The organism is Bacillota bacterium, from assembly GCA_023511485.1.
Taxonomy (GTDB): Bacteria; Actinomycetota; Aquicultoria; order Aquicultorales; family Aquicultoraceae; genus CADDYS01.
On sequence record JAIMBH010000024.1, the window covers coordinates 1 to 25,908 of the forward strand.

General features: G+C 44.4%; 24 protein-coding genes and 1 tRNA gene. 20 read left to right on the top strand and 5 right to left on the bottom strand.

Annotated features, from left to right (window positions below; translation table 11 throughout):
* Positions 1-384: 384 nt before the first annotated feature.
* The 12 genes from K6T91_08425 to K6T91_08480 all read left to right on the top strand — a co-directional run bounded on the left by K6T91_08425 (position 385) and on the right by K6T91_08480 (position 14,374).
* Positions 385-2,247, top strand: coding sequence for a polysaccharide biosynthesis protein (locus K6T91_08425; protein MCL6472818.1), 1,863 nt, complete (start codon positions 385-387; stop codon positions 2,245-2,247).
* A 274-nt stretch (positions 2,248-2,521) separates the two neighbouring features.
* A complete protein-coding gene (locus K6T91_08430; protein ID MCL6472819.1) occupies positions 2,522-3,562 on the top strand; it encodes an O-antigen ligase family protein in 1,041 nt (346 codons plus the stop codon).
* A gap of 236 nt (positions 3,563-3,798) precedes the next feature.
* The gene (locus K6T91_08435) at positions 3,799-5,142 is read left to right on the top strand and encodes an O-antigen ligase family protein (protein ID MCL6472820.1); all 1,344 of its coding nucleotides are present in this window, start codon (positions 3,799-3,801) and stop codon (positions 5,140-5,142) included.
* A 24-nt stretch (positions 5,143-5,166) separates the two neighbouring features.
* Positions 5,167-6,075: a glycosyltransferase family 2 protein gene (locus K6T91_08440; GenBank protein MCL6472821.1), complete on the top strand. Its 909-nt coding sequence runs from the start codon at positions 5,167-5,169 to the stop codon at positions 6,073-6,075.
* A 15-nt stretch (positions 6,076-6,090) separates the two neighbouring features.
* Positions 6,091-7,257, top strand: a complete 1,167-nt coding sequence (locus tag K6T91_08445; GenBank protein MCL6472822.1) for a glycosyltransferase family 4 protein — start codon at positions 6,091-6,093, stop codon at positions 7,255-7,257.
* On the top strand, positions 7,244-7,855 hold the full coding sequence (locus K6T91_08450) for a sugar transferase (protein ID MCL6472823.1): 612 nt from the start codon (positions 7,244-7,246) through the stop codon (positions 7,853-7,855). The genes K6T91_08445 and K6T91_08450 overlap by 14 nt, the downstream gene beginning before the upstream one ends.
* The gene (locus K6T91_08455) at positions 7,856-8,830 is read left to right on the top strand and encodes an ATP-grasp domain-containing protein (protein ID MCL6472824.1); all 975 of its coding nucleotides are present in this window, start codon (positions 7,856-7,858) and stop codon (positions 8,828-8,830) included.
* A complete protein-coding gene (locus K6T91_08460) occupies positions 8,821-9,531 on the top strand; it encodes an HAD-IA family hydrolase (protein ID MCL6472825.1) in 711 nt (236 codons plus the stop codon). Before K6T91_08455 ends, K6T91_08460 begins: the two co-directional genes overlap by 10 nt.
* A 67-nt stretch (positions 9,532-9,598) precedes the next feature.
* Entirely contained in the window at positions 9,599-10,804 is a 1,206-nt protein-coding gene (locus tag K6T91_08465; protein MCL6472826.1) for a DegT/DnrJ/EryC1/StrS aminotransferase family protein, read from the top strand.
* Positions 10,805-10,975: 171 nt separating this feature from the next.
* Complete coding sequence (locus K6T91_08470) at positions 10,976-12,037, top strand: polysaccharide biosynthesis protein (protein MCL6472827.1); 1,062 nt, start codon at positions 10,976-10,978, stop codon at positions 12,035-12,037.
* Positions 12,034-13,212, top strand: coding sequence for an NAD-dependent epimerase/dehydratase family protein (locus tag K6T91_08475; GenBank protein ID MCL6472828.1), 1,179 nt, complete (start codon positions 12,034-12,036; stop codon positions 13,210-13,212). The genes K6T91_08470 and K6T91_08475 overlap by 4 nt, the downstream gene beginning before the upstream one ends.
* Before the next feature lie 112 nt (positions 13,213-13,324).
* Positions 13,325-14,374, top strand: coding sequence for a GDP-mannose 4,6-dehydratase (locus K6T91_08480; protein ID MCL6472829.1), 1,050 nt, complete (start codon positions 13,325-13,327; stop codon positions 14,372-14,374).
* Positions 14,375-14,668: 294 nt separating this feature from the next.
* On the opposite strand, the gene K6T91_08485 is transcribed toward K6T91_08480, so the two are convergent.
* A complete protein-coding gene (locus K6T91_08485; protein ID MCL6472830.1) occupies positions 14,669-14,980 on the bottom strand; it encodes a hypothetical protein in 312 nt (103 codons plus the stop codon).
* Positions 14,981-15,047: 67 nt separating this feature from the next.
* On the opposite strand from K6T91_08485, the gene K6T91_08490 reads away from it, so the two are divergent.
* Genes K6T91_08490 through K6T91_08520 form a run of 7 tightly spaced genes read left to right on the top strand, consistent with a single transcriptional unit; the run spans position 15,048 to position 21,318 of the window.
* Complete coding sequence (locus K6T91_08490) at positions 15,048-15,758, top strand: hypothetical protein (GenBank protein ID MCL6472831.1); 711 nt, start codon at positions 15,048-15,050, stop codon at positions 15,756-15,758.
* On the top strand, positions 15,716-16,474 hold the full coding sequence (locus K6T91_08495; protein ID MCL6472832.1) for a class I SAM-dependent methyltransferase: 759 nt from the start codon (positions 15,716-15,718) through the stop codon (positions 16,472-16,474). The genes K6T91_08490 and K6T91_08495 overlap by 43 nt, the downstream gene beginning before the upstream one ends.
* Positions 16,471-17,658 carry a glycosyltransferase family 4 protein gene (locus K6T91_08500; protein ID MCL6472833.1) on the top strand — a complete coding sequence of 396 codons (1,188 nt, stop codon included), beginning with the start codon at positions 16,471-16,473 and terminating at the stop codon, positions 17,656-17,658. The genes K6T91_08495 and K6T91_08500 overlap by 4 nt, the downstream gene beginning before the upstream one ends.
* On the top strand, positions 17,659-18,807 hold the full coding sequence (locus tag K6T91_08505) for a glycosyltransferase (GenBank protein MCL6472834.1): 1,149 nt from the start codon (positions 17,659-17,661) through the stop codon (positions 18,805-18,807).
* Positions 18,804-19,496: a class I SAM-dependent methyltransferase gene (locus K6T91_08510; GenBank protein MCL6472835.1), complete on the top strand. Its 693-nt coding sequence runs from the start codon at positions 18,804-18,806 to the stop codon at positions 19,494-19,496. The genes K6T91_08505 and K6T91_08510 overlap by 4 nt, the downstream gene beginning before the upstream one ends.
* Positions 19,493-20,659: a DegT/DnrJ/EryC1/StrS family aminotransferase gene (locus tag K6T91_08515; protein ID MCL6472836.1), complete on the top strand. Its 1,167-nt coding sequence runs from the start codon at positions 19,493-19,495 to the stop codon at positions 20,657-20,659. The genes K6T91_08510 and K6T91_08515 overlap by 4 nt, the downstream gene beginning before the upstream one ends.
* Positions 20,656-21,318 (top strand): sugar transferase, encoded by a 663-nt coding sequence (locus K6T91_08520; GenBank protein MCL6472837.1) that lies wholly within the window; start codon positions 20,656-20,658, stop codon positions 21,316-21,318. Before K6T91_08515 ends, K6T91_08520 begins: the two co-directional genes overlap by 4 nt.
* 104 nt (positions 21,319-21,422) lie before the next feature.
* On the opposite strand, the gene K6T91_08525 is transcribed toward K6T91_08520, so the two are convergent.
* From K6T91_08525 to K6T91_08535, 3 genes are all read right to left on the bottom strand, one after another.
* On the bottom strand, positions 21,423-22,133 hold the full coding sequence (locus tag K6T91_08525) for a tyrosine protein phosphatase (GenBank protein ID MCL6472838.1): 711 nt from the start codon (positions 22,131-22,133) through the stop codon (positions 21,423-21,425).
* A gap of 394 nt (positions 22,134-22,527) precedes the next feature.
* Positions 22,528-22,601, bottom strand: a tRNA-Ile gene (locus K6T91_08530).
* A gap of 299 nt (positions 22,602-22,900) precedes the next feature.
* Positions 22,901-24,430, bottom strand: coding sequence for a polysaccharide biosynthesis tyrosine autokinase (locus K6T91_08535; protein MCL6472839.1), 1,530 nt, complete (start codon positions 24,428-24,430; stop codon positions 22,901-22,903).
* A 453-nt stretch (positions 24,431-24,883) separates the two neighbouring features.
* Between K6T91_08535 and K6T91_08540 the strand changes: the two genes are divergently transcribed.
* Positions 24,884-25,357: a bifunctional nuclease family protein gene (locus K6T91_08540; protein ID MCL6472840.1), complete on the top strand. Its 474-nt coding sequence runs from the start codon at positions 24,884-24,886 to the stop codon at positions 25,355-25,357.
* 30 nt (positions 25,358-25,387) lie between these two features.
* Here K6T91_08540 and K6T91_08545 read toward each other — a convergent pair whose 3' ends face one another.
* On the bottom strand, positions 25,388-25,741 hold the full coding sequence (locus K6T91_08545) for a hypothetical protein (protein MCL6472841.1): 354 nt from the start codon (positions 25,739-25,741) through the stop codon (positions 25,388-25,390).
* Between the last annotated feature and the right edge of the window lie 167 nt (positions 25,742-25,908).

Consider the following 25,908-nt stretch of genomic DNA (forward strand, 5'->3'; position numbering starts at 1 on the left):
CAATACATGGTTTGGAGTATATTTTATATGAGGCAACCAGGGGTTAGTTCGAGTAGATTTTTATATGAGGCAACAGGCACATGTCGCTCTACGTGTTCGCCAAGTACATATTCTGCGATGTGCTCTCCCCTACATATTCCCTCCCCTATGCATCCCCCTGTCTGGACAAGCGTTGGCCTTGCGACTACCTTATTACTACGAATGGCTTGGAATTGTTAAGGAAGAGGCGTAAAATTGGAATCTGTACATCAGCGGTGCTAAAATAAATAGCGTTAATAACTGCAAAGTATAATGGTTATAAAATGGCTTAGATGGCTCAAATATTATGTTAGAGTTCGAGGTCGAGCTGGAAATTGCTCAATGGTTGTTCTAAGGGAGAATAGGTTGAGATTTAAGCAGCTTGCTTATCTGTTAGTTGATATATTGTTGATCGTACTTGCCCTGCTCTTGGCATTTTTCCTTCGCTTTGGCGTAGATATTCCGGATAAATACCGGGAGTTTCTCCTGTTCCTAATACCGGTTGCGATAGTTATTAAGGTTGCGGTGTTTTATGCATCCGGTTTTTACCGGCAGCTTTGGAAATACGCGAGCCTAAGAGAAGGCTTGCGGCTAGTACAGGGAATATCTGCCTCATCGCTTATCCTTCTCGGCGCGCTTTTCTTTATCCGGCGAGTCGAGATTCCAAGAGCGGTACTTGTTATCGACTGGCTCTTGACGCTAGGGCTAATAGGAACAAGCCGCTTTGTTACTCGCGCAAAAAAAGATTTCTTTACCAGCCCAAGCCAAGCCAAGAACATAGACCAGAAAAATGTAATTATCGTGGGTGCGGGCGAGGCAGGCTCGATACTGGTCAAGCACATGCAGCGCCACCCTGACCGTGGCTACAAGCCCATCGCGTTTTTGGATGATGACCCATCAAAGCAAGGGCTTATGATCCACGGAGTTAGAGTCATTGGAAATACCCGTGCAATTCCAAGGATCATGGCGGAATACCTTGTGGATGAGATAGTCTTGGCCATCCCTTCTGCCTCAAGCAAAGACAGAAGACGCATTGCACTGGAGTGCAGGGAGCTTGGCATACCGTGTAAAACTGTCCCCGACTTCTCCGAATTAGTTGATGGCGAAGCAAGCATTCTGCAGATACGGGATATCGACCCGAAAGAGCTTCTGGGCAGAAAAGAAGTTGAGATCGATTTAAAAGAGACCGCCGACTGCTATAAAGACAAGGTGATTTTAATCACCGGTGCCGCAGGATCAATCGGCTCTGAGCTATGCAGGCAGGCCACATTTCTTGAGCCGGCAAAGATAGTCGCCGTTGATATCTCTGAAAATGGCCTCTACCACCTGGAAGAAGAGATGACCTCCTGGCTGGATGATGACAAAGCCCTCTTTGAGACCCATATCATGGATGTAAGAAACAAAGCAGCAGTTACCAGGGTTTTTGAAAAATTCAAGCCCCAGGTAGTTTTTCACGCCGCTGCTTACAAGCATGTGCCCATTATGCAGAAACACCCTATCGAGGCCATGGAGAACAACTTTTTAGGTACCCGCACCATGATAGAGGTTGCCAAAGAGTATACCTGTGAAAGGTTTGTCTTTATATCCACAGACAAGGCGGTAAATCCAACCAGTGTAATGGGGCTTTCAAAATACTTTAGCGAGCAGGCGGTCAAGCTTGCTGCAAGTGACTCGGACACCACCAAATTTATGGCGGTTAGATTTGGAAACGTGCTGGCAAGTAACGGCAGTGTGATACCCAAATTCAAGAGGCAGATAAGCAACGGTGAAGCGGTAACTGTAACCCACCCCGATATTACAAGGTACTTTATGACAATTCATGAAGCAGTGCATTTAGTCATACAAGCCACCGCAATGGGCTCTGGCGGCGAGATATTTGTGCTTAACATGGGCGAGCCGGTTAGAATCCTTGACCTGGCTAAGAGCATGATTCGCCTCTTTGGTTTTGAACCGGGCAAAGACATAAAGATAGTCTACACGGGGCTGCGGCCCGGCGAGAAGATGTTTGAGGAGCTGTTTGCAGAGAACGAGACGGTGAATAACACAAAGCATCCTCAGATATTTGAAGTGCTCAGCGAGTTTGATAAAGAATTAGTATCACAAATATTGAATGAGGTCGAGAGCATAATCAACGAGGGTGACAACACCAAACTCTCAGACTTCTTACACCAAGGCTATCTCTCTCGCATATCTCCTGGTGGCAAAAAATCCTATAACTATTTACGATAAGAATTATTTAAGGCGAGCTAGCATGACTAAGGAAACCAGAAACAACACTATTAGCAGCATTTTTCCACACTATGCCATTTTATTTTCTTTATTTGCAACAGCTTTATTAAGCCTGCAATTGACTCCGTATGTCCCGATAATACCGTATGCTTCTTACGTGGCTTTTTTCTTGCAGATCATGGCTCTCTTAGCCGCTTTGCCCTACGTCAGGTTAAAATTTAAAGGCATCCATTTAATCATTCTAGTCCTCTGGTTATGCATTTTTGGTTGGGCTATGCTATCAATTTCTTGGAGCAGTTTTGAAAAACTAACTTTTCAGCGAAGCGCTCTTATCTTTACTCCTGCCACGCTCCTTTTTCTTGCTGCCCATAGCGATCGCCGGCACGAAGAGACATTCTGGAGAATTGCGATAGGCATGGCCATCTTTGGAACATCGCTTGCTGCTATTGGCCTTATTGTTTATGCCTTCGGTAAAACAGATTTGTCCTTGGCAATACAGACCCTCAGGATTGGACCTCTTAAAATAGTACAGGTGGTTACTGCCTCCGAGCCGGTAACCAGGATATCATCCTTTTGTTCTAATCCTAACGCCCTTGCAGCTTGGCTCTTGATTACAATACCGCTTACGCTTGCTCTTTTTCTTGGCCGAAAGATATCAGCTTTGTCGTTTACTATCCTTTCTGGCATGCAAGCGATGGCGCTTTTACTTACGTTTTCGCGTGCCGGCATCATGGTGGCTGCAATAGCATCCGCGCTTCTCATCTTGCTTTCTGCTCCTAGTGGCTTCGCGTTTGCAAAAAGGGTCTATCTACTGATAGCCATATCTGTTGTTTTTGGATTGCTTGCCTACCTCTTCCTTTTTAATTCTCACAGCGGCCTACCGGACCGATTTAGTATATCTTTAGCTGGCAGAGAGAGCGCGTGGTCGGCTAGTTGGAATTACTTCCTGAAGCATCCCTTTACAGGCGTGGGTTTTGGGGTCTCTCAAGAGACAATACTTAACCCAATCGGATGGAGTGCTACCGCTCACAACTGCTATATTACCGTTTTATCAGAGATAGGATTAGTCGGATTCTTGCTTTTTATTGGACTCTGGCTGTTGGCCATTGTTGTTTTGGTGCAAAAAATCCTTTCATGTAAGAGACAGGGCTTAAGCAGAGAATGCCTGATTTTAATTGCGGCAGCCTCCATTTTGATAGCTTTAATGCCTTATCAGATTTTTGAAACAACGATCTTGCGAAGCGGATTTCACATGCTTTTCTGGATTTACCTAATTGCTTTGTCAACCCAAAGCTCGCTAGAGGTTGACAATTGAGGCTGCCTGGTTGAATAATTCGCATGATAATGCTTAGATGCTAGTTATAGAGATTTTGCTATTAGTTACTTTAGCTGTCGGAAAATGTAGCTCTCCAAGCTACAAACTGTAGATGGCAGGGTTTCTGACAAAGACGCTGTGACCCAGGGACAAGCAAGTCAATACTGGTTAAGGATGATGCCGGTAAAGGTAAATTGTAAATTTCTGCGTTAAGCAATGCAGCAAACGGTATAGGTATGGTTGAATTAGAAAAAGATAAGTCTGGTTATTTAATTTATTCAGCAAGTAAGTCGGTCCTTTACTTAACAGTAGTTGCGGCAGTAACAGGATCGGCCCTTCTAACATTTGATGTGAAAACTTTTACCGTATCCCCATTTCGGGCTCTAATTCCTCTACTTTGGGTTCTTTTTGTAGCCGACGTTTTTTTTAGGCGAAAAGCGCTCAGTGCACACAATTATAAAAACGTAAGATATTATTTATTTTTCCTGGCTTTGTGGATTTCTTATGCAATTCTATCCCTTGCGTGGGCCGACTCGAGAGTTGCGGCCGTTAAAGACATCCTGCTTCTGTTTACCGGCTTGTCCCTGATTTTTTTTCTAGTCCTTTATTTTACCAAGCTAGAGGATCTCAAGCGTCTTTACTATCTATGGCTAGTAACGCTGGTGGTTACGATAGGAATCGGCTACTGGAACATATTTACCGGGAAACAGCTCTTTGAGCATCCCGAAATCCCTGCGGCGTTTAGAGCGCTTTACATGCATATACCAAGGGCGACTTTCTTCAACCAGAACGATTATGCAACTTACCTGGCTCTTAGCATCCCCTTTGTTCTTGCCTTCATAAGATTTGTCGGCAACAAACTTGGGATGGTCGCAGGATTGGCTCTTATTGTGCTTGTATTTCATCAGCTTCTCCTTACCAACTCAAGGGCTAATTATGTCGCTATAATCATTGGTGTTGTTTTTTGGTTTATATTTCTATTAAGGGGCAAAGATAAGCTAAAGGTGTTAGCAATAGCTATATTGCTGGTGCTTATATTGTTTGTTGCTTCTCCTGGCCAAATGCATAGGGCATCTATCTTAGTGCAAAAACAGCTAACGAGCATCTTTGTCAACCCCGACCCAGTAGATGATACACTAGGCGTGCGCGAAAGGTTGATCGCTAACTGTCTAATCTTTCTTAAGCAACATTATGGTTTTGGTGTGGGGGCAGGAAACGTCGAGTACCACATGGCAAAATTTGCAGTGTATGATAACGAGGGTGTGCTCGATGCCCATAACTGGTGGGTTGAGGTAGCCACAAACTACGGCATATTTATCTTTATTAGCTACCTGATGTTTTACTGTGGGCTGCTTGTGAGAATCTTCAGAGCCTATTTCAAACTAGAAAGTCCTTTCGAGAAAATGATAGGTGAATCGATGCTTGTGGGATTTTTTATCTTTCCTGTCGCGGCTACGAGCTCTAGTTCTATTATGGGGTTTGGTCCACAATGGTTTTTCTTTGCTTTTTCGCTTGCCTTCTTGAGCTATTATAGAAACAAAAGTATCTCAGACTCGACGCCAAAGCCAAGCACCATTTAACACGAGTAATGTGAGGTAGCTCGCTTGAAAAAAGTACAAGTTCTACTATCGACATATAACGGCTCAAAATATCTAAGACCCCTTCTAGATAGCTTGCTAAACCAGGATTATGCCAATCTGGAGATACTCATCCGTGATGACGGGTCAACCGATGACACACCTGGCGTACTTGAGGAATACTTGCATGTAGAAAACGTAAGAGTGCTCAGAGAGAAAAATATCGGTGTTGCAAAAAGCTTCTTCCGACTGCTCTCATTGTCCTCACACGACGCCGACTACTTAGCATTCTGCGACCAGGATGATATCTGGGAGAGTGACAAAATTTCACGAGCTGTGGATATGCTATCAAGTTATCACAACAAAGAGCCTGCACTATATTTTAGCCGATTAAAAATTGTGGATGAGGATTTATCTTTTGTGAAGTTGTCTGAAATGCCGCAGGGCGAACCTTCGTTTAGAAACGCCCTTGTGCAAAACATCGCTACCGGTTGTACAATAGTTATTAATGCAAAAGCAAGGGACCTGATTGTAAAAAATTTGCCTTCATCGGCTTTGTGGCATGATTGGTGGGCCTACCTTGTGGTGTCTGCCTTTGGGAAGGTCGTCTTTGATGAGGAGGCTAAGATACTCTACCGGCAGCATTCAAGTAACGCTGTTGGCAGCAAAGTTGGCTTTTTGAACTCTTGGGCGGCAAGAGCGCAGCGTTTTACAAAAACAGGACACCGTCTTTTGATTACCAAGCAGGCAGAGGAGTTTAACCGTATCTTCAGTAGCTGTCTTGATAAAGAAAACTATAAAGTCCTGAAACGCTTCATCCTTGAGCGCAAAACACTCTGGGGCCGGATAAAATATGCTGTCTCCCCTGATGTATATCGCCAAACAAGGCTTGACAATATCGTTTTAAGGTTGTTAATTGCTTTCAATCGCCTTTAGTATTATATCAAGTGTATGAAAAAATTACTTATAGTAACCACCGTTTCATCTACTTTACAAGCATTTATCCTGCCATTTGCCCGTCATTTCCGGGGCAAGGGCTGGCAGGTTGATGCAATGGCATCAGGTGCCCCTACCTGCTTAGAGTGCGTTGGGTCCTTTGACCGGGCATGGGATGCAAAATGGTCGCGAAATCCAGCAGCGCCATCAAACTTATCAGGTATTTTGCAGGTTAAAAAAGAAATTCGCACGCTAATTGAGCGTGAAGACTACGACTTGGTGCATGTACACACCCCAGTTGCCTCCTTTGTGACTCGCTATGCCCTACGAAAGTTGCGGTCAAAAGGCGGACCCAAAGTCATCTATACGGCACATGGATTTCATTTCTACCCGGGCGGACCACTTTTAAAAAACAGCTTGTTCATATCCCTTGAAAAATTAGCCGGCAGATGGACCGATTATCTGATAGTCATAAACCGTGAAGACGAAGAAGCAGCCCGGAAAAACCGTATCGTGCCAGCAGAGAGGCTCTACTACATGCCCGGAATCGGTGTTGACACCGACTATTTCAATCCCAAAAAAGTATCCGCTGCCGACGTTGAGCAGGTGCGCAAAGAACTCGGCCTTAGAAAAGACCAGCCGCTCTTTTTAATGATTGCCGAATTTATCCCCCGCAAGCGACATCAAGACCTGCTTTTAGCTTTTTCCCGCCTAAACAATCCCGATGCACACCTGGCGCTTGCCGGCACCGGTGAGCTGGTGGATGATATGAAGGCGCTGGCGCAGAGGCTTGATGTTGCCGGGCGGGTACATTTTCTAGGGTCTCGCCGGGATATCCCTGCCCTCATCAGAGCCTCAGCCGCCACTCTTTTAACATCACAGCAAGAGGGGTTGCCCCGCAGCGTGATGGAGTCGTTAAGCCTTGAGGTGCCAGTGATAGGATCCAACATACGCGGAACCCGCGAGCTTTTATCCGATGGCTGCGGGCTCCTTGTCCAGCTAGGAGATATCGATGGCTATGCGGAGGCAATGGCGCAGGTCTTAAAGAGTCCGCAAGAGGCACGCGCTATGGCAAAGCGGGGGCGCGCAAAAATGATTGGCAAATTCGATATAAAATTAATAATCAAAGCCCACGAGGAGCTATATGCAAAAGCCATGGGGGTAGAAAATGCGCTCACCTAAGCTTAAGAGAGTCTTTGATATACTTATATCCTCAGCAATCCTTCTTATCCTGTTGCCTGTAATTCTGGCAACAGCTATAGCCGTCCGCCTTAGCCTGGGCTCACCCATCCTCTTTCGCCAGGAACGCCCAGGGCTAAGGGGAAGGATTTTTAAAATCTATAAATTCCGCACAATGCGAGATGTGTTTGATGCAAACGGAAAGCAGCTCCCGGATGAGGAGAGGCTAACTTCGCTTGGGCGGTTCTTGCGAAGCACCAGCCTTGATGAGCTCCCAGAGCTTTTCAATGTGCTTAAAGGGGATATGAGTTTGGTAGGTCCACGGCCGCTTCTAGTTGAATATTTAGACCGCTACACAGATGAGCAGGCCAGGCGCCATGAGGTAATGCCGGGGCTGACCGGCTGGGCCCAGGTAAACGGGCGCAATGCGCTGACCTGGGAGGAAAAATTTGCGCTTGATGTCTGGTATGTGGATAATTGGAATATGTGGCTAGACCTTAAGATCCTCTGGTTAACGCTAGTTAAGGTGTTTAAGCGAGAGGGTATAAGCGCGCCTGATCATGCCACGATGCCCGAGTTTAAAGGAGGCAAAGAGATTTAAGTGAACGTCCTTTTAACCAGCGCCGGAAGAAGAACGAGCCTTCTAGAAGCGTTTAAGGAGGCCGTCTACCAGCGCGGGGGCAAGGTTTTTGCGGGCGATATCGACGGGCTAGCTCCTTCTCTTTATCTCGCAGACCAGGGATTTAAGCTGCCCAAGGCAAAAAGCCCCGAATATATACCCTGCCTGTTAGAGTTGATTGAAAAACATAAAATCCGCCTTATTGTCCCAACAATCGATACCGAGCTGCCGGCGCTATCTGCCGCTTCGGCCGAGTTTAAAAAGCGGGGCTGCACCGCGCTTGTATCATCGGAAGAGTTGGTTGCTATAAGCGGGGATAAGTGGCGCTCAGTTAAGACATTTGGCGAAAGAGGGCTGCGGGTGCCGCGCTCCTGGCTGCCGGAAGAGATTGCCCCTGAAAACCAGACCAATCTGCCAGAGAGTTTGTTTATAAAGCCAAGAGACGGAAGCGCAAGCCAAAACACATACCGGGTAAGCCGAAGCTCGCTGACATCTTTGCTTACTCAGGTGCCAAACCCAATTATTCAAGAAGATATCGACTCACCCGAGATAACAATAGATGCACTGCTTGACTTAAATGGAAGAATAATTCACTTTGTTCCTAGACTTAGGATCCGCACGCTGGCTGGCGAGTCTATTCAGGGAGTCACAATTGCTGATACCAAGATACGCAGCTGGCTTATCCAGGCGCTAGACGTTATTGCCTCACTTGGCGGCAGGGGGCCGATAACCCTTCAGGCATTCCTAACTGAGGGAGGGCCTACTATCTCAGAGGTAAACCCGCGCTTTGGTGGTGGCTTTCCGCTAACTCTGGCGGCAGGAGGTAACTACCCAGAATGGATTTTAGAGATGCTTGAGGGCAAAGATGTCTCTCCACGGCTGGGCGAATATAAGAAGGGATTATACATGACGCGCTACTACGTAGAGATATTTAAGGAGGAGCCGCTGTGGCAGTAAGGCTAGGGGTGGTTTTTGACCTTGACGATACGCTATATCTTGAGCGCGACTATGTGCAAAGCGGCTTTAAAAGTGTTGCCAGCTTGTTGCAAGACAGGGCTGGGATTGACAGTGAGCAGGCGTTTGAGAGTTTATGGGGTTTTTTTGAAAAGGGCGTGCGCGGCAACTCTTTTGACCTGCTCTTTGAGGTTTATCCTGAGCTGTCAGGGCAGGTTAAAATAGAGGACTTGGTGCAAGCCTACCGTGCGCATGAGCCAATAATTGAGCCAATAGCAGGTGTGGTGGATTTAGTCTATGAGCTGCGGGGCAGGGGATGCCGGCTAGGTCTATTATCCGATGGGCCCCTGAAGAGCCAGCAAGCCAAATTAAGAGCACTTAGCCTCGAGGACGCATTTGAGCCACTTGTCCTAACGGATGCCTGGGGGCGCAATTTTTGGAAGCCGCACCCAAGAGGATATGAGCTCTTTGCCAAGACCTGGGGCTTTCATCCACAGGAGATGGTCTACATCGGGGACAATCCGGAAAAGGATTTTCTCTGCCCCAATAAACTTGGCTGGCATACCATACGCCTGAAAATAAAAGGCCAGCTTAGATTTGCAGAGGAGCCCGTCTCCCCCGATTATGCGCCTGGTTTGGAGGCTAGCAGTTTTGCTGATTTAAGAGAGCTGCTGGATAGATTAATTGTAAACCTAGTAAGCTAGTAAGGTTAACAATTAATCTATCCGGCTTATAAGAAAAATCGTGTTTTTTCTTAGTGAGGTTAAAGCGATGAGTCTTGCGATAGATGGCGGAAAACCGATTCGCACAGAGCCCTTTGCGCCTTGGCCGTACTTTGCTGAAGATGAGATCGAGGCAGCGGCAAGGGTCCTTAAATCGGGCAAAGTCAACTACTGGACCGGTGAAGAGGGGCGGCTTTTTGAGAAAGAGTTTGCTAAGGCAGCTGGCTGCAAATATGCGGTTGCAGTTGCCAACGGTACTGTTGCCCTTGAGCTTGCTTTATACGCCCTTGGTATTGGCCCGGGAGACGAGGTCATTGTCCCCAGCCGCACTTTTATTGCCTCGGCAAGCTGTGCTGTCATGCGAGGTGCAGTCCCTGTAGTTGCTGATGTCGATGCCGAGAGCCAAAACCTGACCATCGAGGCAATAAGAGCTGCCCTCACACCAAAGACCAAGGCGATAATTGCCGTTCATCTAGCTGGCTGGCCTTGCGATATGGACCCCATTATGGAGCTAGCTCGCAAGCATGGCCTAAAAGTAATTGAGGACTGTGCGCAAGCCCACGGCGCAACTTATAAGGGGCGCCCGGTTGGCTCGCTGGGAGATGTGGCCGCCTTTTCCTTCTGCCAAGATAAGATTCTAACCACCGGCGGTGAGGGTGGCATGCTCACCACTAACGATAAAGATGTTTGGGAGAAGGCTTGGTCATTTAAAGACCACGGCAAAAGCTTTGAAGCTGTCTACCACCGGGTGCACCCCCCGGGTTTTCGCTGGGTCCATGAGTCCTTTGGAACCAACTGGCGGATGACCGAGATGCAATCAGCAATCGGAAGGGTGGTTTTAAAAAAGCTCCCAGGGTGGGTCGATACCCGCCGCCTGTATGCAAGCATCCTAACAGAGAGGCTATCAAAGTTACCGGCCATCCGGGTCACATCGCCGCCAAAAGACTTTGGGCACTCCTATTATAAGTACTATATTTTCATCCGTCCAGAAAAGCTCAAGGGGGGCTGGGATCGAAACCGCATCATGGCAGCTGTCCATGCCGAAGGAATACCTTGCTCAACAGGAAGCTGCAGCGAGATATATCTTGAGAAGGCCTTTGAAAACAAAGGTTTGAAGCCGGCCGGGCGACTCAAGGTCGCAAAAGAACTGGGTGAGACAAGCCTGATGTTTCTCGTTCACCCCACGCTTTCTGAGAAAGATATAGAAGACACCTGCCTCGCTGTTGAGAAGGTTATGGCTGAGGCAGCAATATAGCCACCAATCTTTTATAATAATTAAAATTCAAGCGTATTTACATTAACCGATTTCTTGGAAGAACATGCTATAATATGGTAGGTCCTTGTTTACTTTGATACTAAGGGCCATTTTAATAAGTAATGTACCAGAGACCAAAGCCAATTCACAGTAATAGACGAAGGAAGCGCCATGAAAGATTTTTATAAAGGCCTAAAAGTGCTCATTACAGGCGCAGCCGGAACCGTCGGAAGAGAGATAGTAAGGCAACTCTCTCTCCTTGAGCCTGCAGAGCTCAGATTAGTGGATAATAACGAAACAGAGATGTTCTTCCTTATGGAAGAGTACAGGCATCAAGACATCCACTGCTTTCTAGGCGATATAAGAGACAGAGATAAAGTAGAAAAGCTTTGCAAAGACATCGATGTAGTTTTCCACTGTGCTGCTTTTAAGCATGTGATTCTCTCTGAATACAATCCTTTTGACGTTGTGCAAACCAATGTTATCGGCGTTGAAAACGTCATAAGAGCCGCAACAAACCAAAATGTAAAGTATGTTCTCTTTACAAGCAGCGATAAGGCCGTAAACCCAACAAGCGTTATGGGCGCATCAAAACTACTTGGAGAAAAGCTTATAACCGCTGCTAACGCTATAAAAAATGGAAGCAGTACCATTTTTAGCAGCACAAGATTTGGAAATGTTATGGGGTCTAGAGGCTCCGTTGTCCATCTCTTCATGAAGCAGGTCAAAAGCGGTGGTCCTGTTACGATCACCGATCGAAGGATGACGAGATTTGTCATGACCGTTGAGGAAGCTGCAAGGCTGGTACTAAAATCGGTCACGATTGCCCGCGGAGGAGAAGTATTTGTTGCCAAGATGCCAACAATAAAAATACCTGATCTCGCAGAGATTATAATTGATACTCTTGCCCCAAGATATGGGTATCACCCCGCAGACATTGGCGTTGTCGAGATTGGAGCCAAACCCGGCGAGAAATTGTACGAAGAGCTGATGAGCAACGAAGAGGTTCGCCGCTCCCTAGAGCTTGATGACATGTTTGTGATCACGCCAGCGTTTAGGTCAATATATCAATCAATAAGCTATGAATACCCGCAAATTGTCTCCAATACAGTAAATAAACCTTATGTCTCTTCCATAGAGAAGCCATTATCAAAAGAAGAACTTTGGCGGTATTTGATTAGTAAAGGTGTTTTGGGCAAATCCGAGGATAACCTGGTGGAGGTAACCAAATGAGAATCCTGGTATTGGGTGCGGATGGTTACCTTGGCTGGCCAACCTGTATGTATTTTTCACAGCGGGGCCATGATGTCACGGGGATAGATAACTATTTTCGCCGCAACGCTTCCCGTGAACTAAATTGCGAGCCCTTGATAGCAAATCCAGACCTTCTACAGCGGGCAAGGATATGGGAGAAGATATCCGGCAAGAAGATACACATACATATAGGAGATGTAACCGATTACTCCTTTCTTAAGGAAATATTCACCGAGTATAGACCGGATACAGTCGTGCACTATGCCGAGCAGCCCTCTGCCCCCTATTCTATGATGGATCGTGATAAAGCGGCCTTTACCCTGACAAACAACCTTGTAACCACCCTAAACGTCATTTATGCCGTAAGAGAAGTTGCGCCGGATTGCCACATTATCAAGCTCGGCACGATGGGCGAGTACGGCACCCCGAACATCGACATAGAAGAGGGATGGATCGAAATTGAGCACTTGGGTCGGAAGGATAAGTTTCTCTTCCCAAGGCAGGCAGGCTCTCTTTATCATACAACCAAGATTCAAGACACAGACATGCTGTGGTTTTATGTCAGAACTTGGGGTCTAAGGGCAACCGACTTGATGCAAGGCCCCGTTTACGGCATATCAACCGATGAGTCGGATCTGGATGATCGCCTTTTGCCGCATTTTAACTACGACGATATATTTGGCACCGTGCTAAACCGATTTGTTGTGCAGGCGGTGGTCGGCCACCCGCTGACTATATATGGAAAAGGCAAGCAGACCAGAGGATATTTAGATATAAGGGATGCCCTATCTTGCGTATATTTGGCAGCCAATAATCGCCCCCTACGCGGTGAGCTAAGGATATTCAACCAATTAACTGAAACATTCTCAGTTAACGAGCTTGCCGATAAAGTGAAGCGGTTTGCCGATTGGCATGGCTACAAAGTACAGATCAGACATTATGAAAACCCCCGGGCAGAAAAAGAAGAGCATTATTATAATCCAAAATATAGCGGGCTTCTCGAGCTTGGGCTCAAGCCCCATTATCTGACAGACGAAGTTCTTGACAAGATGTTTAGGGTTGTTGAGAAATACAGAGACAATATTTACGAGCACCAGATACTAAGAGGAATTAAGTGGATGCAAGAAACAAGTAAAGAGCCTGTGGTTATGTAATAATTCACTTGTTATAGGATGTATAGTACTACTACTAAGCATCCTTTAACTCTCAAATAAAGCGGGGGGACAAGATTTGAGGCAGCCCACGCAAGAACTCGCACATAGTAATATCAGTTTCACTGAGAGAGCAAGCTGGCTGATAACCGGTGGCTGTGGATTTATTGGTGTTAACCTGATAGATCACCTACTTAAGAATATTCCAGGTATAAGGATAAGGATTCTGGACAACCTCTCTGTAGGCAGTAAAGACAATTTGCTGGAGGTTGCTTCCTTTACGCAAAAAGAGGCTAACTCCATAGCCGACAGACCTACTGGAGTCGAGCTTGTTGTGGGTGATATTACCGATTACGATACGTGCCTTAGCTGCTGCAGGGGAATAAATGTTGTTGTACACCTTGCTGCAAACACCGGAGTTGCCCCATCGGTTGATTATCCAAGACAAGACATGAAGGCCAATGTAATCGGCACCTTTAACATGCTTGAGGCATCAAGGCATTCCGGTGTCGAAAAATTCATCTTTGCCTCATCAGGCGCATCCCTAGGAGAAGTCGAGCCGCCTATTGATGAGGAAAAGGTCGCGAGGCCTGTGTCTCCTTATGGTGCAAGCAAGCTTGCTGGCGAGGGTTATTGTTCGGCTTACTTTCGAACCTTTGGATTGAAAACCATATCCCTTAGATTCGGTAATGTCTATGGCCCAAGGTCGAAGAATAAAGAAAGTGTAGTAGCAAAATTTATCAAGAAGGCCTTGAGTGGAGAAGTCCTTGAAATATATGGCGATGGTGAACAGACAAGGGATTTCATATATATAGATGACCTGGTGCAGGCCATTATGCTTTCGGCAAAAGCAGATATCGGCGGAGAAGTATTCCAGATAGCAACACACAATGAGACTACCATAAATGAGTTGGTCAAGATAATCAGTATGCTTGTAAATGAAAGCGTGGATAAAGAGACGAGAGTAAAACATGTTAGCGCAAGGCCTGGGGACGTAAAAAGGAATTTCTCAGATATATCAAAGGCGCGTAAGTTGTTAGGGTACAAGCCGGCATTTGACCTAGATGCCGGACTGCGGATTACATTTGAATACTTTGCACAATTTAAGCAAGAGCAAATTGCAAGCTCCTTGCTTATCTGCCATTCATATCGAGCAGCTGAGTGAATACCGCAAGATATTGTGCTGTCTTGTAATCTAATAGGCTGGAGCAACCGTATATTTAACAAATTGCTTAGGGTTGGGCATATGGAGGAGAAGAATCAGCGTGTGGTTTTTTAATGCTATCTTATATATTTTTATCGCATCTTTACCTTTAGACTATAGTCAATTCAAATTGTTTGGCCTTTTGACGCCAACTGAGATTGTTGCTATCTCTATAATTTATGCTTCGCTCATCCTTTTTATAGCAAATAAAGCTACTAGGACTTGGCTTATTCAGTTTACGCCTTTTATTGTTGCCTATTTCGCCTTTTCGCTCTTTTTAACATTTTCAGTGTTTCTAAACACTACACAAGCAACTATGCGATACATATCACACATATGGTCTAGTTTCTTTGTTTTTTTATCCTTGATAGTTTTAATAAAACCACGAAGCATGCTTTCTAATATCAAATCTATTTTCTTTGTGGTTGGCCTTACTATTGCATGTTTAAATATCGCACAGACATTTATTACACTTCCTATCGAAGTAGGTAGGGTTGTATATTCAAGGATACCATTCGTAAGCGTTCGGGTATCCTCTATAAATCCGATTTTTGCAGTTAGCGGCACCTTTCTGTTTATTGCGCTAATGGTAACAGTGGAAAAGTTAATTCAGCCAACCAGGTTTTTAAAAAGAATGCCATACATTTTTGCGCTTTTAACTCTAGGGATTGGGTTATTAATAAATCAATCCAGAAGTATCTTTATTGCAACACTTGCGGCACTTCTAGCTTATTTTGCTATCAAGCTCTCAAGGAATCCCCTAAGAAATATTCTTGTTGCTCTTTCTCTAGGAATAACCATCCTGTTACATATAAATTATGGTTATATTAACCTTGAATCAATCGTAAATGGCCTCATCTCTCTTGAAGAGCGAACGGTTATTTCTAGAGTAAATCAATATTATTATGTACGTGATATAATAGCCTCAGGCAGTATTGCAAATATTATTACTGGTTTCGGGCCGGAAATCTACTATTTGGCATCCCCAGATAGCCGAGATCTGCATAATACATTTATATACACTTTTCTCTCCTACGGAATAGCCGGCATTTCGACCTTAGCTTTGATGCTAATATTATTGACAGTTCGCTTAGTTAAAAGATTAAACACCGATACAACTCTTTTCTTTAGTATAATTATAGGGCTAATAATTTCCATGAACGGCTATAATGCGTTCAGCTCCTATATATTTCCTGTTGTTTACGCTATCTCGTTAACAATAACCAAACTAAGCTATACAACCATAAGCCGACTACCAGAGATTAAAGCGATAAGTCCTACACAAGATCAAGGGGATAGCATATGGACAAGAGCAATAATCAAAACTACGGAGCTGCTAAGCTAACTGACATAAATTATTGGAATAATTACTGGTCATCAGCTGGCAACTTAGATACCAGAGCCATCATATCTCTTAGATGGATGCGCGGCTATTTATTTCAAGAAATGAAAGACGTATTTCGATCCAACTTACCAATAAGTGATTCAAGGGTGTTTTTAGAGATTGGTTGTGCACCGGGTAGGTGGATTGTTTATTTTAGGAAACACTTTGGATACAGATGTTATGGACTGGAGATAAGTGATCAGGGCTACAAGCAGACGGTTGAGAATCTTTGTGCAGCAAATGTTGACGCTAGGATAATCCAGGCGGACGTGGTTTTTTCAGATGGATTCCTGGAACACTTTACCGATTTACAGTCAATAATAGAAAAGCTGGTATCTCTTGTTAAGCCCGGAGGTATTTTAATCTCCTCAATCCCAAACTTAACTGGATTACACAAAGCTTTTATTGCCCTATCAAAAAAGAAGGCGCATATATTTAACCACCACTATCCAATTACCGCTGAAGCAATTCGCAAGGCCTATGAAAGCCATGGGCTTAGGACGAAAATATTTCCCGTAGGCTCAGTCATTCCTAAGCTGGTAGGCCATTTTCTAATTAACAAACCACTTAATGTATTATTGCTGGGAATGAAGCATCTTAAAATAAACCATTTGTTTGAAAATACTGCAATCTCAAATACGTATATTGTTATTGGCATAAAACAAGACGGTGCATGATGATTAATGCAAACGATTTACATGTGTTTTATTGTCTCTATAGAGACTTTCCAGGAAATAGTTCGACAGCATACTATAACTATGCTCGATGCCTTGTAGAGCAAGGTGTACGGGTTACCGTTGTTGCTGGAAACGATAGGAAAAGCGCTGAAAGCAAAGATCGCAAGTTTATCTCGGGTGTAGATGTTTATCGATTAGAAACAAAATTAAATGACGCAATGTCCGTACATCCGACATGGTTTGCAATGAAAGCTTTTTGGTTGATATCAAGATTGGCCCAAGACAAAGCAAACAGCATCCTTCATCAAATAGCATTCCCGAACCTTGGTCTTGTACTGCAGCCACCACCTTTTTTTAGACTACCGAAAAGGCAGGTGTTAGATATAAGAGCAACCGCTGTCAGAAGAGAGTTCCTTGATCGCTTATCATGCAAGATAATTAAATTTCAAGCAGGCTTATTTAAAAATGTTCTAGTTATATCAGAAGAGGTAGCTAAAAGACTAAAGCTCGACTCATACGATGTATTACCTATAGGTGTAAATCTTTCTTTATTCAAACGCGATGAAGTAAAACGAGCAAGGCTTAGAGGTAGTCTTGGATTAAAAGATACCGATCTTCTCTTGGTCTATGTAGGGCATCTAAATCCGAGTAGACGCCTGGACTTGCTCTTAAGAAGTTTTTGGTTAGCCAAGAGCTATATTAAAAATGCAATGGGTACCGATTTATCAATGATGATAATTGGAGGTGGCTCTGACTTTGAAAGGTTGCGAAATATTGCCAAGTCTGGTCCCTGCCAGGACAGAACTGTATATTTCGTTGGGCCAAAACCCCACGATGAAATCCCTGCTTATTTAAGTGCAGCGGATGTAGGGATCGCCTATATACCTGAGACATCGCAATACTTTTACCAACCACCTATAAAAACATATGAGTACCTAGCAAGTGGTCTGTGCACCATTGCAACAAGAACCCTAGGCAATCTAAGAGTTATTGCTGATGGCGATAACGGCATCTTAAGCGATTATAGAGAAGAAGCAATCGCAAACGCCATTATAAAAGTTGCGGCTAACCCAGAGCTTCGGAAAAAACTCTCTGATAATGCAAGGCAAAGCATCTCAGAATACGATTATAGAAGAATCGTTGCAAAAATTTTGGTGCCTTATTACGAAAGGATTTGTCGCTAAATGAAAGTAGTATTTTGGGTATCCTTGTTCTTGTTGTTGTATACCCATCTACTATACCCAGCCGTTCTCTATCTAATGGCCTTATATATAAGAAGAAGACCGCTTGTTAACAACAATGATTATGACGCCAAAATTAGCATTGTTATAGCAATCCATAACGAAGAGAACGTTATTTCCAAAAAGCTACAGAACATCCTTGATTCAATTAGCCATCCATCCCTTGGTAAAAATGTAGAGATAATATTGGCTTCCGATGGCTCCTCGGATAACACAGTTGCCATTGCAAACAAGTTTAAGCAATATATGAACCTAAAAATCCTGTCCCTTAGCAGACAAGGGAAGGCGCTTGCTCACAACGAAGCCATTAAAAATGCAAATGGTGAGCTTATTATATTTACTGATGCTGATGCCGAATTTGATACAGCGTTTATAAAAAATGTGGCAAATTATTTCTCTCTCAAAGACGTTGGTTGTGTAACCGGAAATCTTATCTATAAACCCACAAATTCGGCAATATCCAAATCGGAGAGCCTCTATTGGAAGATCGAGAGGAAAATCAGATCACTTGAGAGTAATATCGGCATACTTGCTACTGCAAGCGGCGCATGTATGGCAGTTAGAAAGGAGTTGTGGCTTGACTTGACCCCCACCGATGATTCTGATTTCATCACACCGCTCGATGTTGTCTTGCAGGGATATAGGGTGATTTTTGCTCCAGATGCGATTGCTTATGATATTCCTCCTTCTTCTGTCAAAGGAGAGTTTAAGACAAGAATTCGCCAGACATCTAAGAACTTTATAGGAACATTACGTAGATGGGGATGGGTGGGTCTAGCCAAGCACCCATTCGTAAGCTGGGGACTGGTATCACACAAGATACTGCGTTGGCTTACACCATTTTTCATGTTTTTAGTTCTCTTGGGAGACTTGTTGCTTCTTAGGGAAGGGTTTTTGTATCGGCTAATATTTGTAAAGCAAATAATTTTTTACTGTACAGCGATAGTAGGCTTTTTTGGCGAAGTTGTCAAAATAAGACTTCCTGTCGCCTCGGCCGTCTTTAGTTTTTGTGTGGCTAGTTTTGGGATGGGGGTTGGCGTTATAAAAAGCATTGTTGGTAAGGCACCTTCGTTATATGGGTTGGAAGATTGACTAAAGAGCTAGATAGAATCGTAGAAGCATATAAGAATAGAGACGCTGCTGGAAAGGGAGAGCTTTATACTTTCTTTCAGCCATCAACTATTTATATAGCCCAACAAAGAGAAAGGGAGCTGATCAAAACCCTTATCCAGCACAGTGCTACCAGCCTATCAGAAATGCGCATTCTTGATTTAGGCTGTGGTACCGGTAACGTGTTAAGAGACTTTATTAAATACGGTGCAAAGCCTAAAAACTGTTACGGAATTGACTTGCTTCCTGATAGAATAAAGATAGCAAAAGACTTAAGCCCTAATGTTAGCTTTGAATGTGGCAACGCAGAGAATTTACCGTATGAAGACGAGTTCTTCGATATAGTGCTCTGTTTTACAGTATTTACGTCAATTTTAGACCCAGAAATGAAACGAGGCATAGTGTCAGAAATGTATCGAGTACTAAAGCGTGGTGGCATCATCCTATACTATGATTACCACATAAACAACCCTAAGAACCTAGATGTAAGAGGGGTCAAAAAAAGGGAAATCCGCAAACTCTTTCAAGGCTTTAAAATCCAGCTTAAGCGTGTGACTCTAGCTCCTCCACTGGTGAGAGCTATAGCCCCATTTTCGTTTATGTTGTGCCAAATTCTCGAGAAAGTTCCTTTGCTTCGCACGCATTATCTTGGAGTGATGACAAAGTTATGAAGCAGTTACCAAAACAGATACCGTTTCATAAACCATATATAACAGAGGATGAAATATCGGAAGTCGTTGACTCCCTGCGATCGGGCTGGCTTACAATGGGGCCGAAAACTGCAAAATTCGAAGAGGAATTCCAGCGGTACGTCGGCTCAAGACATGCGGTCGCAGTGAATTCCTGTACGGCGGCAATACACCTTGCCCTGCGGGCCATCCATCTAGAAGCTGGTGATGAGGTTATTATGCCGACTATGGCTTTTACAGCTACCGGTGAGGCAGCTCATTACTTTGGCGCAAAACCGGTCATCGTCGATATAGATATAGAAACCCTATGCATTGACGTAAATCGTATCGAGAGAGCTATAACCCCTAAAACAAAAGCTATAATTCCCGTTCATCACGGAGGGCAGCCTTGCGATATGGATGCAATAATAGATTTGGCAGAGTACCACGGCTTACAAGTAATCGAAGATGCAGCCCATGCCCTTCCTGCTTGGTATCGAGGAAGAAAAATAGGGTCTATCGGACATATAACCTGCTTTAGTTTTTATGCTACAAAAACCCTCGCAACAGGCGAAGGAGGCATGGCAACTACTGAAAATAACGAGTGGGCCTGCAGAATGAAGACGCTGCGCTTACATGGTATATCAAGGGATGCTTGGCTGAGAAATAAAAAAGGGGGTTCATGGTATTATGAGGTTTTAGAGGCCGGTCATAAATATAATATGACCGATATTCAGGCTGGGTTGGGGCTAGCACAGCTAAGCAAAGTCGAGTGGATGTGGAACCGTAGAAGATCGATTGCCGAAAAATACTCCCTAGCGTTTAAAGACTCTGAGCTGATTACACCGCCCAGCATCAAAACCGATAGAGTTTCATCATGGCACCTCTATATTATAAAACTTAACCTAGAAGCCCTTAGAATTGATAGAGCGGGCTTTATTGAAGCGCTTAAAGCAGAAGGTATTGGGGCAAGCGTCCACTTTATTCCCCTTCATAAACACCCTTTTTATATAAACACTTTCGGCTATGACAGTAGAGATTTTCCAGACGCTGAGTGGGCTTACGAGCGAATCGTATCGCTTCCAATCTATCCAGGGATGGATGATGCCGATGTTGATAGAGTTATTGAGGTAGCCAATAGCGTTGCACTAAGGTACAAGAGATGAAAAGGTGTTTTGATATATTTTTCTCAGCCATTGGTCTGGCGCTTGCCAGCCCAGCCTTTTTAGCTATAGCAGTCCTTATAAAACTTCGTGACCCTGGGCCTGTTTTCTTTATCCAACAAAGAACAGGACGGGACTTTAAGCCATTTGGGCTTTATAAGTTCAGAACAATGGTTATTGGTGCGTCAGAAAAAGGGCCATCTATAACCTCCAAAGGGGATCCCCGGGTTACAGGCATCGGGCGCTTCTTAAGAGAGACAAAATTAGATGAATTACCCCAACTGATCAATGTTCTAAAAGGCGATATGAGCTTCGTTGGTCCACGGCCGGAATTGCCCAAATATACTGCCTTGTTTAAGGATGATTACGAGGAGATCTTAAAAGTAAGGCCAGGAATTACTGATTATGCCTCAATCAAGTTTAGCGACGAGGAATCTTTGTTGAAAAGATACACCGACCCCGAGAAAGGCTATGTTGAAGATGTATTGCCTGCAAAAATAGCTCTTTATAAACAGTATATTAGAGAAGCTTGTTTTCTAACAGACATAAAGCTGGTTTTACTTACATTATTAAAAGTCGCAAAACAGAGCAGTAGAATAATAGCCAAAGTGCTGCAGTTGTTGATCTTTGCCGCATATGGGCTTACTCTATCTAGCCAATAACCATAGCCAATAACCAGGCTTGTCAGATTAAAGTTGCGCCTTCCGCTTCTTCTTCAATTTATGCCAGGCAAATTAAACTTGCAGATGCAAATCTGCGGGTGCTGTTAAAGAAGTATCTTAGCCGGGTTGTCATGCACGAGAGCCTGTGCCCGCTCTGGTCCGATGATTTTGGTGGCTACTTTGAGTGCGCCGGTAAAATCGGGAGGCCTTTTGTAGGCGGCATGGGCATCGGAGGCCATGATATCGACCTGACCCACTTTAAGCAGCTTCCTTGCGGTATCAAGGCTTGCCCGGCCCAGTTCGCCTGTTAGGCTGTTTGAGTTAATCTGGGTCAGGCAGCCCATGTCGATATATTTTTTCAGGCGCTCGGGTTTTCGCTGAAAATCATGGATGCGCTCAACATGGGCAAGTACTGGAATCCAACCATCGAGACGCAGGCGAAATATCACATCTTCAGCAAATAACGGTATCCCCTCAAACGGAAACTCAAGCAGTATATATTTGCTTCCCGCAAGCGGGAGCACCTCATCGGCCTTTAGCTCGCCCAGCAGATCCAAAGAGATACGAAGCTCATGCCCCGTATATAGCTGAACCGGAACGGCCTCTTTCCTAAGAGCAGCTTGCAAAAGCTCAAATGAGGCAAGTATTTCTTGCTTTGTTGGACGGTGATATTCATTATGGTGGGGTGTCGCGATGATTCTTGTAATGTTGTTTTGATGTGCAACACACGCCATCTCGACCGCCTCTTGGATGGTGACCGGTCCGTCATCTAAACCTGGCAGTATGTGATTGTGGATATCAATATAACCCTGCATTTAGATCCTTTACATCTTTTTTTATAGAATAGCAAAAAGTCGAGAGTTTGGTATATTGCCCATGTTCTTGACCGATTTTCGAGGACCAATCATGGTCCTAGACTTGCACTTGCAAAAACGTGGCAGAGGCTTTAAATGGTCACCTTCTATTTTATGGGCGTGACGGAGATGACTTTTCGCAGCCGCCTATCAAAGAAATCGCACCCTTGTCACTTTGGAGCTGCGAGTTAAAGAATTTCATAGTTTTTATTCTCTGGCAGTAAAGTGCTTTTTCAAAAATTTCATGGGTCTTTGAGTTAGACAGGTAATAGAGAGTTCGACTCCAGCTATGGTTCATTTTCGCCTAAACAAAAAAACGGCTTGTGAAAAGCATTTCTCACAAGCCAAAATGGTGTGGGCCTAGTTGGAGTCGAACCAACCACCTCACCCTTATCAGGGGTGCGCTCTAACCTACTGAGCTATAGGCCCTAAATAGGCGCCAGAAATAAGAGCTGTGCTTAAAAGCACTTCAGAGATCGGAATCGAGGTCGCGGCGCTGGCCTTACGGCATCACGCAATGGTGATTTATTTTCACCCCCCAGAACTCCGTAAAATGATCTCCTGTTTTTTTGTTTTAGTTTCTGGGTCAGCTCCATATTGTACATCGGCTCTGCAGAAATATCAAGGCCGCGTGGTAAGCTCACCTTGCTTGCTAATAACTTGCAGTACCGCCAAGGCACAGCCGGATGCGTTCCGCGGTAGCTTTATTGTACCAGGTCAAACAGCCCTTATAGTTTACCCAACAAGCTTGCAAAAACAGTTCGCAATGCACCGGGTTTTACTATGGCTTCGAGGGTTATTGCTGTTCCGCCCAGCACCAGAGCGGCAACTATTACTCCAAGGCGTCTTTTCTTTGGCTTATGCTCAGTCCTCTCCTCAACGTATGCTCTCTGGTAATAATTATATGCGCCGGTTTTTTCGGATGCGTTTAAGGCAAAGCCTATGACACGGGCATTTACTTTATCAAGGGCCGCTTTGGCATCGACAAAGGCTTGCCTGTTCGTTACACCATGGCGCGCCAGCAGTAGTACGCCGTCTGTTTGGGATACCAGAACAAGCGCATCAGTAATCGTCGATATCGGTGGGCTATCCAGAATAATAAAATCGTACCTCCGGTTTACCTCTTCTAAGAACCGCTCCATCCTTTTTGATTCAAGCAGATCTACCGGATTTGGTGGCGTGGGACCGCTTACAACAATATCGAGGTCTTTGATGTCGGTTCTCTGTATGGCTTTATCTAGACCTGCTGTTCCAATCAGTATATTTGCAAGGCCCACGTCGTTGCTCAAATTAAATAGCTGGTGAAGCCGTGGTCTTCTTAAATCGCATCCAACAACCAAAACCCGATATCCGGCCCTCGCCATTACGGCTGCAAAGTTTGCGCAAAATAGTGTTTTTCCTTCGCTTACCCCAGCACTGGTTACAACTAGCGTCTTAATAGTGGACTCAAAATTTATATATTGTATATTAGTTCTTAGCATACGAAATGCCTCCGCCACAATTGAACGGGGCTCTGTTTTTACAATAAGCTCATTGCTGCCCTTTGGTATCTTAGGTATTTGGCCTAGCGAAACCAGCCCGCATAGCCGCTCCACTTCATCAACGTCTTTGATTGTCGTGTCCATGTAGTTCAATAAGAAAGCCAGCGTTATGCTTACAAGCAGACCTATAATAAAAGCAAAAACTGCGTTTAAAACTGGTCTTGGGCTTACCGGCTCCGTTGGCTCAATTGCCGGCTCGACTATAGATATACTAACCAGTGTTTGGGAATCACCGGTTTTCTTGTTGGTTGTCTCAATATCTTCAACCATTTTTTTAAAAACAACCCCTATGGTATTTGCAATCTGCTGGGCTTGAGCTGGGTTCTTGTCCTGAACGGTTATATTGATAAGCTGAGTATCCCTGATCGGCTCAGCTTTTATCCTTTTTGTAAGATCAGTAGGCAGAACTGGAATATTTAGTTTATCAATGACTTTCTCCGCCGTCGAACGGTTTTCGATCATTTGGCTGAATGTTTTAGCCAGCCGCTCGCTGGTCAAGATAGCCTGGTAGCTTTCTCCGGCAGTTGAGCTATCGCCAACCACAACTTGCTTTTGACTGACAAGCAGCTGTAGTGAAGCTTCATAAGTAGGGGGCGTATATACGGTCACAACAATTGTTGCTACTAGGCATATTAGTGTGCCCAGGATGATAAGGTGTTTGTACTTGGTTATAACTTTCAAGAAATCTTTTAGCTCAACAGTGTCTTCTGTTACCATTGTGTCTCGTCCAAATGCTTTGACTTTATTGTCATCGTATAAGTTATCTCTTTAACGGCTATCTTTGGCTGGACTGCTTAGCATAGGCTAATTACCAGGTAAAAACCGCCTGAGTTTGCCGCTACCCTGGCTACTGTATGGTTTGGCGCTATTGCTAAGCTGCTTTACAGCCTAAGCATAAACCATAATCCGTCTTTGCTATTGACAAAAGAATTATTAATTATAAAGACGGCATCTTAATTGATTTTATTCTTTATTAAACGCTCAATCAACTATTTTAAAAGCGGTCGCAATATAAGGCGCGTTTATTAGTAACAGTAAAAGCAATTGTCTAAGCAACCAGGAATTTTGTAGACGCCTTGACTCAAGCCCGATTTGTTCAGGCTTGTTAATAGGTTAAAACTTTGCTATTGTGAGCATATACATTACGGGCTTGATTTTGGTGGTGATACCTTGTTTGAGATGGAAGTTCACGGTGTCAACCTAGATATGTTGACCAACCAACCGGTTATCATATTAAAAGACCTTAATTCTAACCGCTATCTTCCAATATGGATTGGCCAATTCGAGGCAACTGCTATTTTAATGGAGGTACAGGGAATACGACCCTCCAGGCCGCTTACCCACGACCTGCTTAAAACTGTGATCGACTCACTGCATGCGCACGTAACGCGCGTTGTGATTAACGATCTTCGCGAGGGAACCTTCTACGCGCAGATACACATGGCAGTAAATTCGCACGACCTGCAAATCGACGCCAGGCCAAGTGACGCGATAGCCCTTGCCGTAAGGTTCAACGTGCCGATCTATGCCGACGAGGCTGTTCTGGAACAGGCTGCTGTAACTAACGATGTCGGTGAGGAAGAAGAGGTTGAGCGGTTCCGGGAATTTCTTGAAAACGTCAAGCCAGAAGATTTTAAGGACTAGGCTCTGCCTTAAGTTTTAAAAAGACTTATCTTAAAATCTGACCTCGCCCAATTTTTCCATTTTCTTAATGGTTCCTCTAGGGATGATATGAAAATCGTTATGTCGATAGCCACGACCCCTGTTGGTTAAATCATAGTCTTGCACGAGCACAACATAGTCCGGGGTCTCTTTCCAAACTAAACCAACAGTAATTTTTGATAGTCTAAAGATTTCAAAGTCATCCGGTATTTCAACCCGAGAATATGCGGTGATATCCTCCCACCATACGCACGCAACGCTTTTGACTTGTGTCTCAAAACTATTATCATCTAAAAAATCAGCGTCAGACGAACGAATCGCCTCAGAGACTGCTTTTCCACTAAATTCTGAAGGTAGATCTTTCAACGGCTACTCTCCTTCTAGTGTTGCTAGTGTTACGACTTACAAGATTTAACCCGATCAACTAAAGTTCTATGCCAAGATTCTAAACTGTGGTCACGTGGCTGTCAAACAATTTATAATATATAACAGCAGGTCAGGGGAATAGTTATGTCTTGAGGGCCTTGTTGTCT

Coding starts and splice junctions, on each gene's coding strand:
- K6T91_08430 (MCL6472819.1), top strand. CDS start 2,522: ATGCTATCAATTTCTTGGAGCAGTTTTGAAAAACTAACTTTTCAGCGA.
- K6T91_08435 (MCL6472820.1), top strand. CDS start 3,799: ATGGTTGAATTAGAAAAAGATAAGTCTGGTTATTTAATTTATTCAGCA.
- K6T91_08445 (MCL6472822.1), top strand. CDS start 6,091: ATGAAAAAATTACTTATAGTAACCACCGTTTCATCTACTTTACAAGCA.
- K6T91_08450 (MCL6472823.1), top strand. CDS start 7,244: ATGCGCTCACCTAAGCTTAAGAGAGTCTTTGATATACTTATATCCTCA.
- K6T91_08465 (MCL6472826.1), top strand. CDS start 9,599: ATGAGTCTTGCGATAGATGGCGGAAAACCGATTCGCACAGAGCCCTTT.
- K6T91_08470 (MCL6472827.1), top strand. CDS start 10,976: ATGAAAGATTTTTATAAAGGCCTAAAAGTGCTCATTACAGGCGCAGCC.
- K6T91_08475 (MCL6472828.1), top strand. CDS start 12,034: ATGAGAATCCTGGTATTGGGTGCGGATGGTTACCTTGGCTGGCCAACC.
- K6T91_08490 (MCL6472831.1), top strand. CDS start 15,048: ATGCCATACATTTTTGCGCTTTTAACTCTAGGGATTGGGTTATTAATA.
- K6T91_08495 (MCL6472832.1), top strand. CDS start 15,716: ATGGACAAGAGCAATAATCAAAACTACGGAGCTGCTAAGCTAACTGAC.
- K6T91_08500 (MCL6472833.1), top strand. CDS start 16,471: ATGATGATTAATGCAAACGATTTACATGTGTTTTATTGTCTCTATAGA.
- K6T91_08505 (MCL6472834.1), top strand. CDS start 17,659: ATGAAAGTAGTATTTTGGGTATCCTTGTTCTTGTTGTTGTATACCCAT.
- K6T91_08515 (MCL6472836.1), top strand. CDS start 19,493: ATGAAGCAGTTACCAAAACAGATACCGTTTCATAAACCATATATAACA.
- K6T91_08520 (MCL6472837.1), top strand. CDS start 20,656: ATGAAAAGGTGTTTTGATATATTTTTCTCAGCCATTGGTCTGGCGCTT.
- K6T91_08525 (MCL6472838.1), bottom strand. CDS start 22,133: ATGCAGGGTTATATTGATATCCACAATCACATACTGCCAGGTTTAGAT.
- K6T91_08535 (MCL6472839.1), bottom strand. CDS start 24,430: ATGGTAACAGAAGACACTGTTGAGCTAAAAGATTTCTTGAAAGTTATA.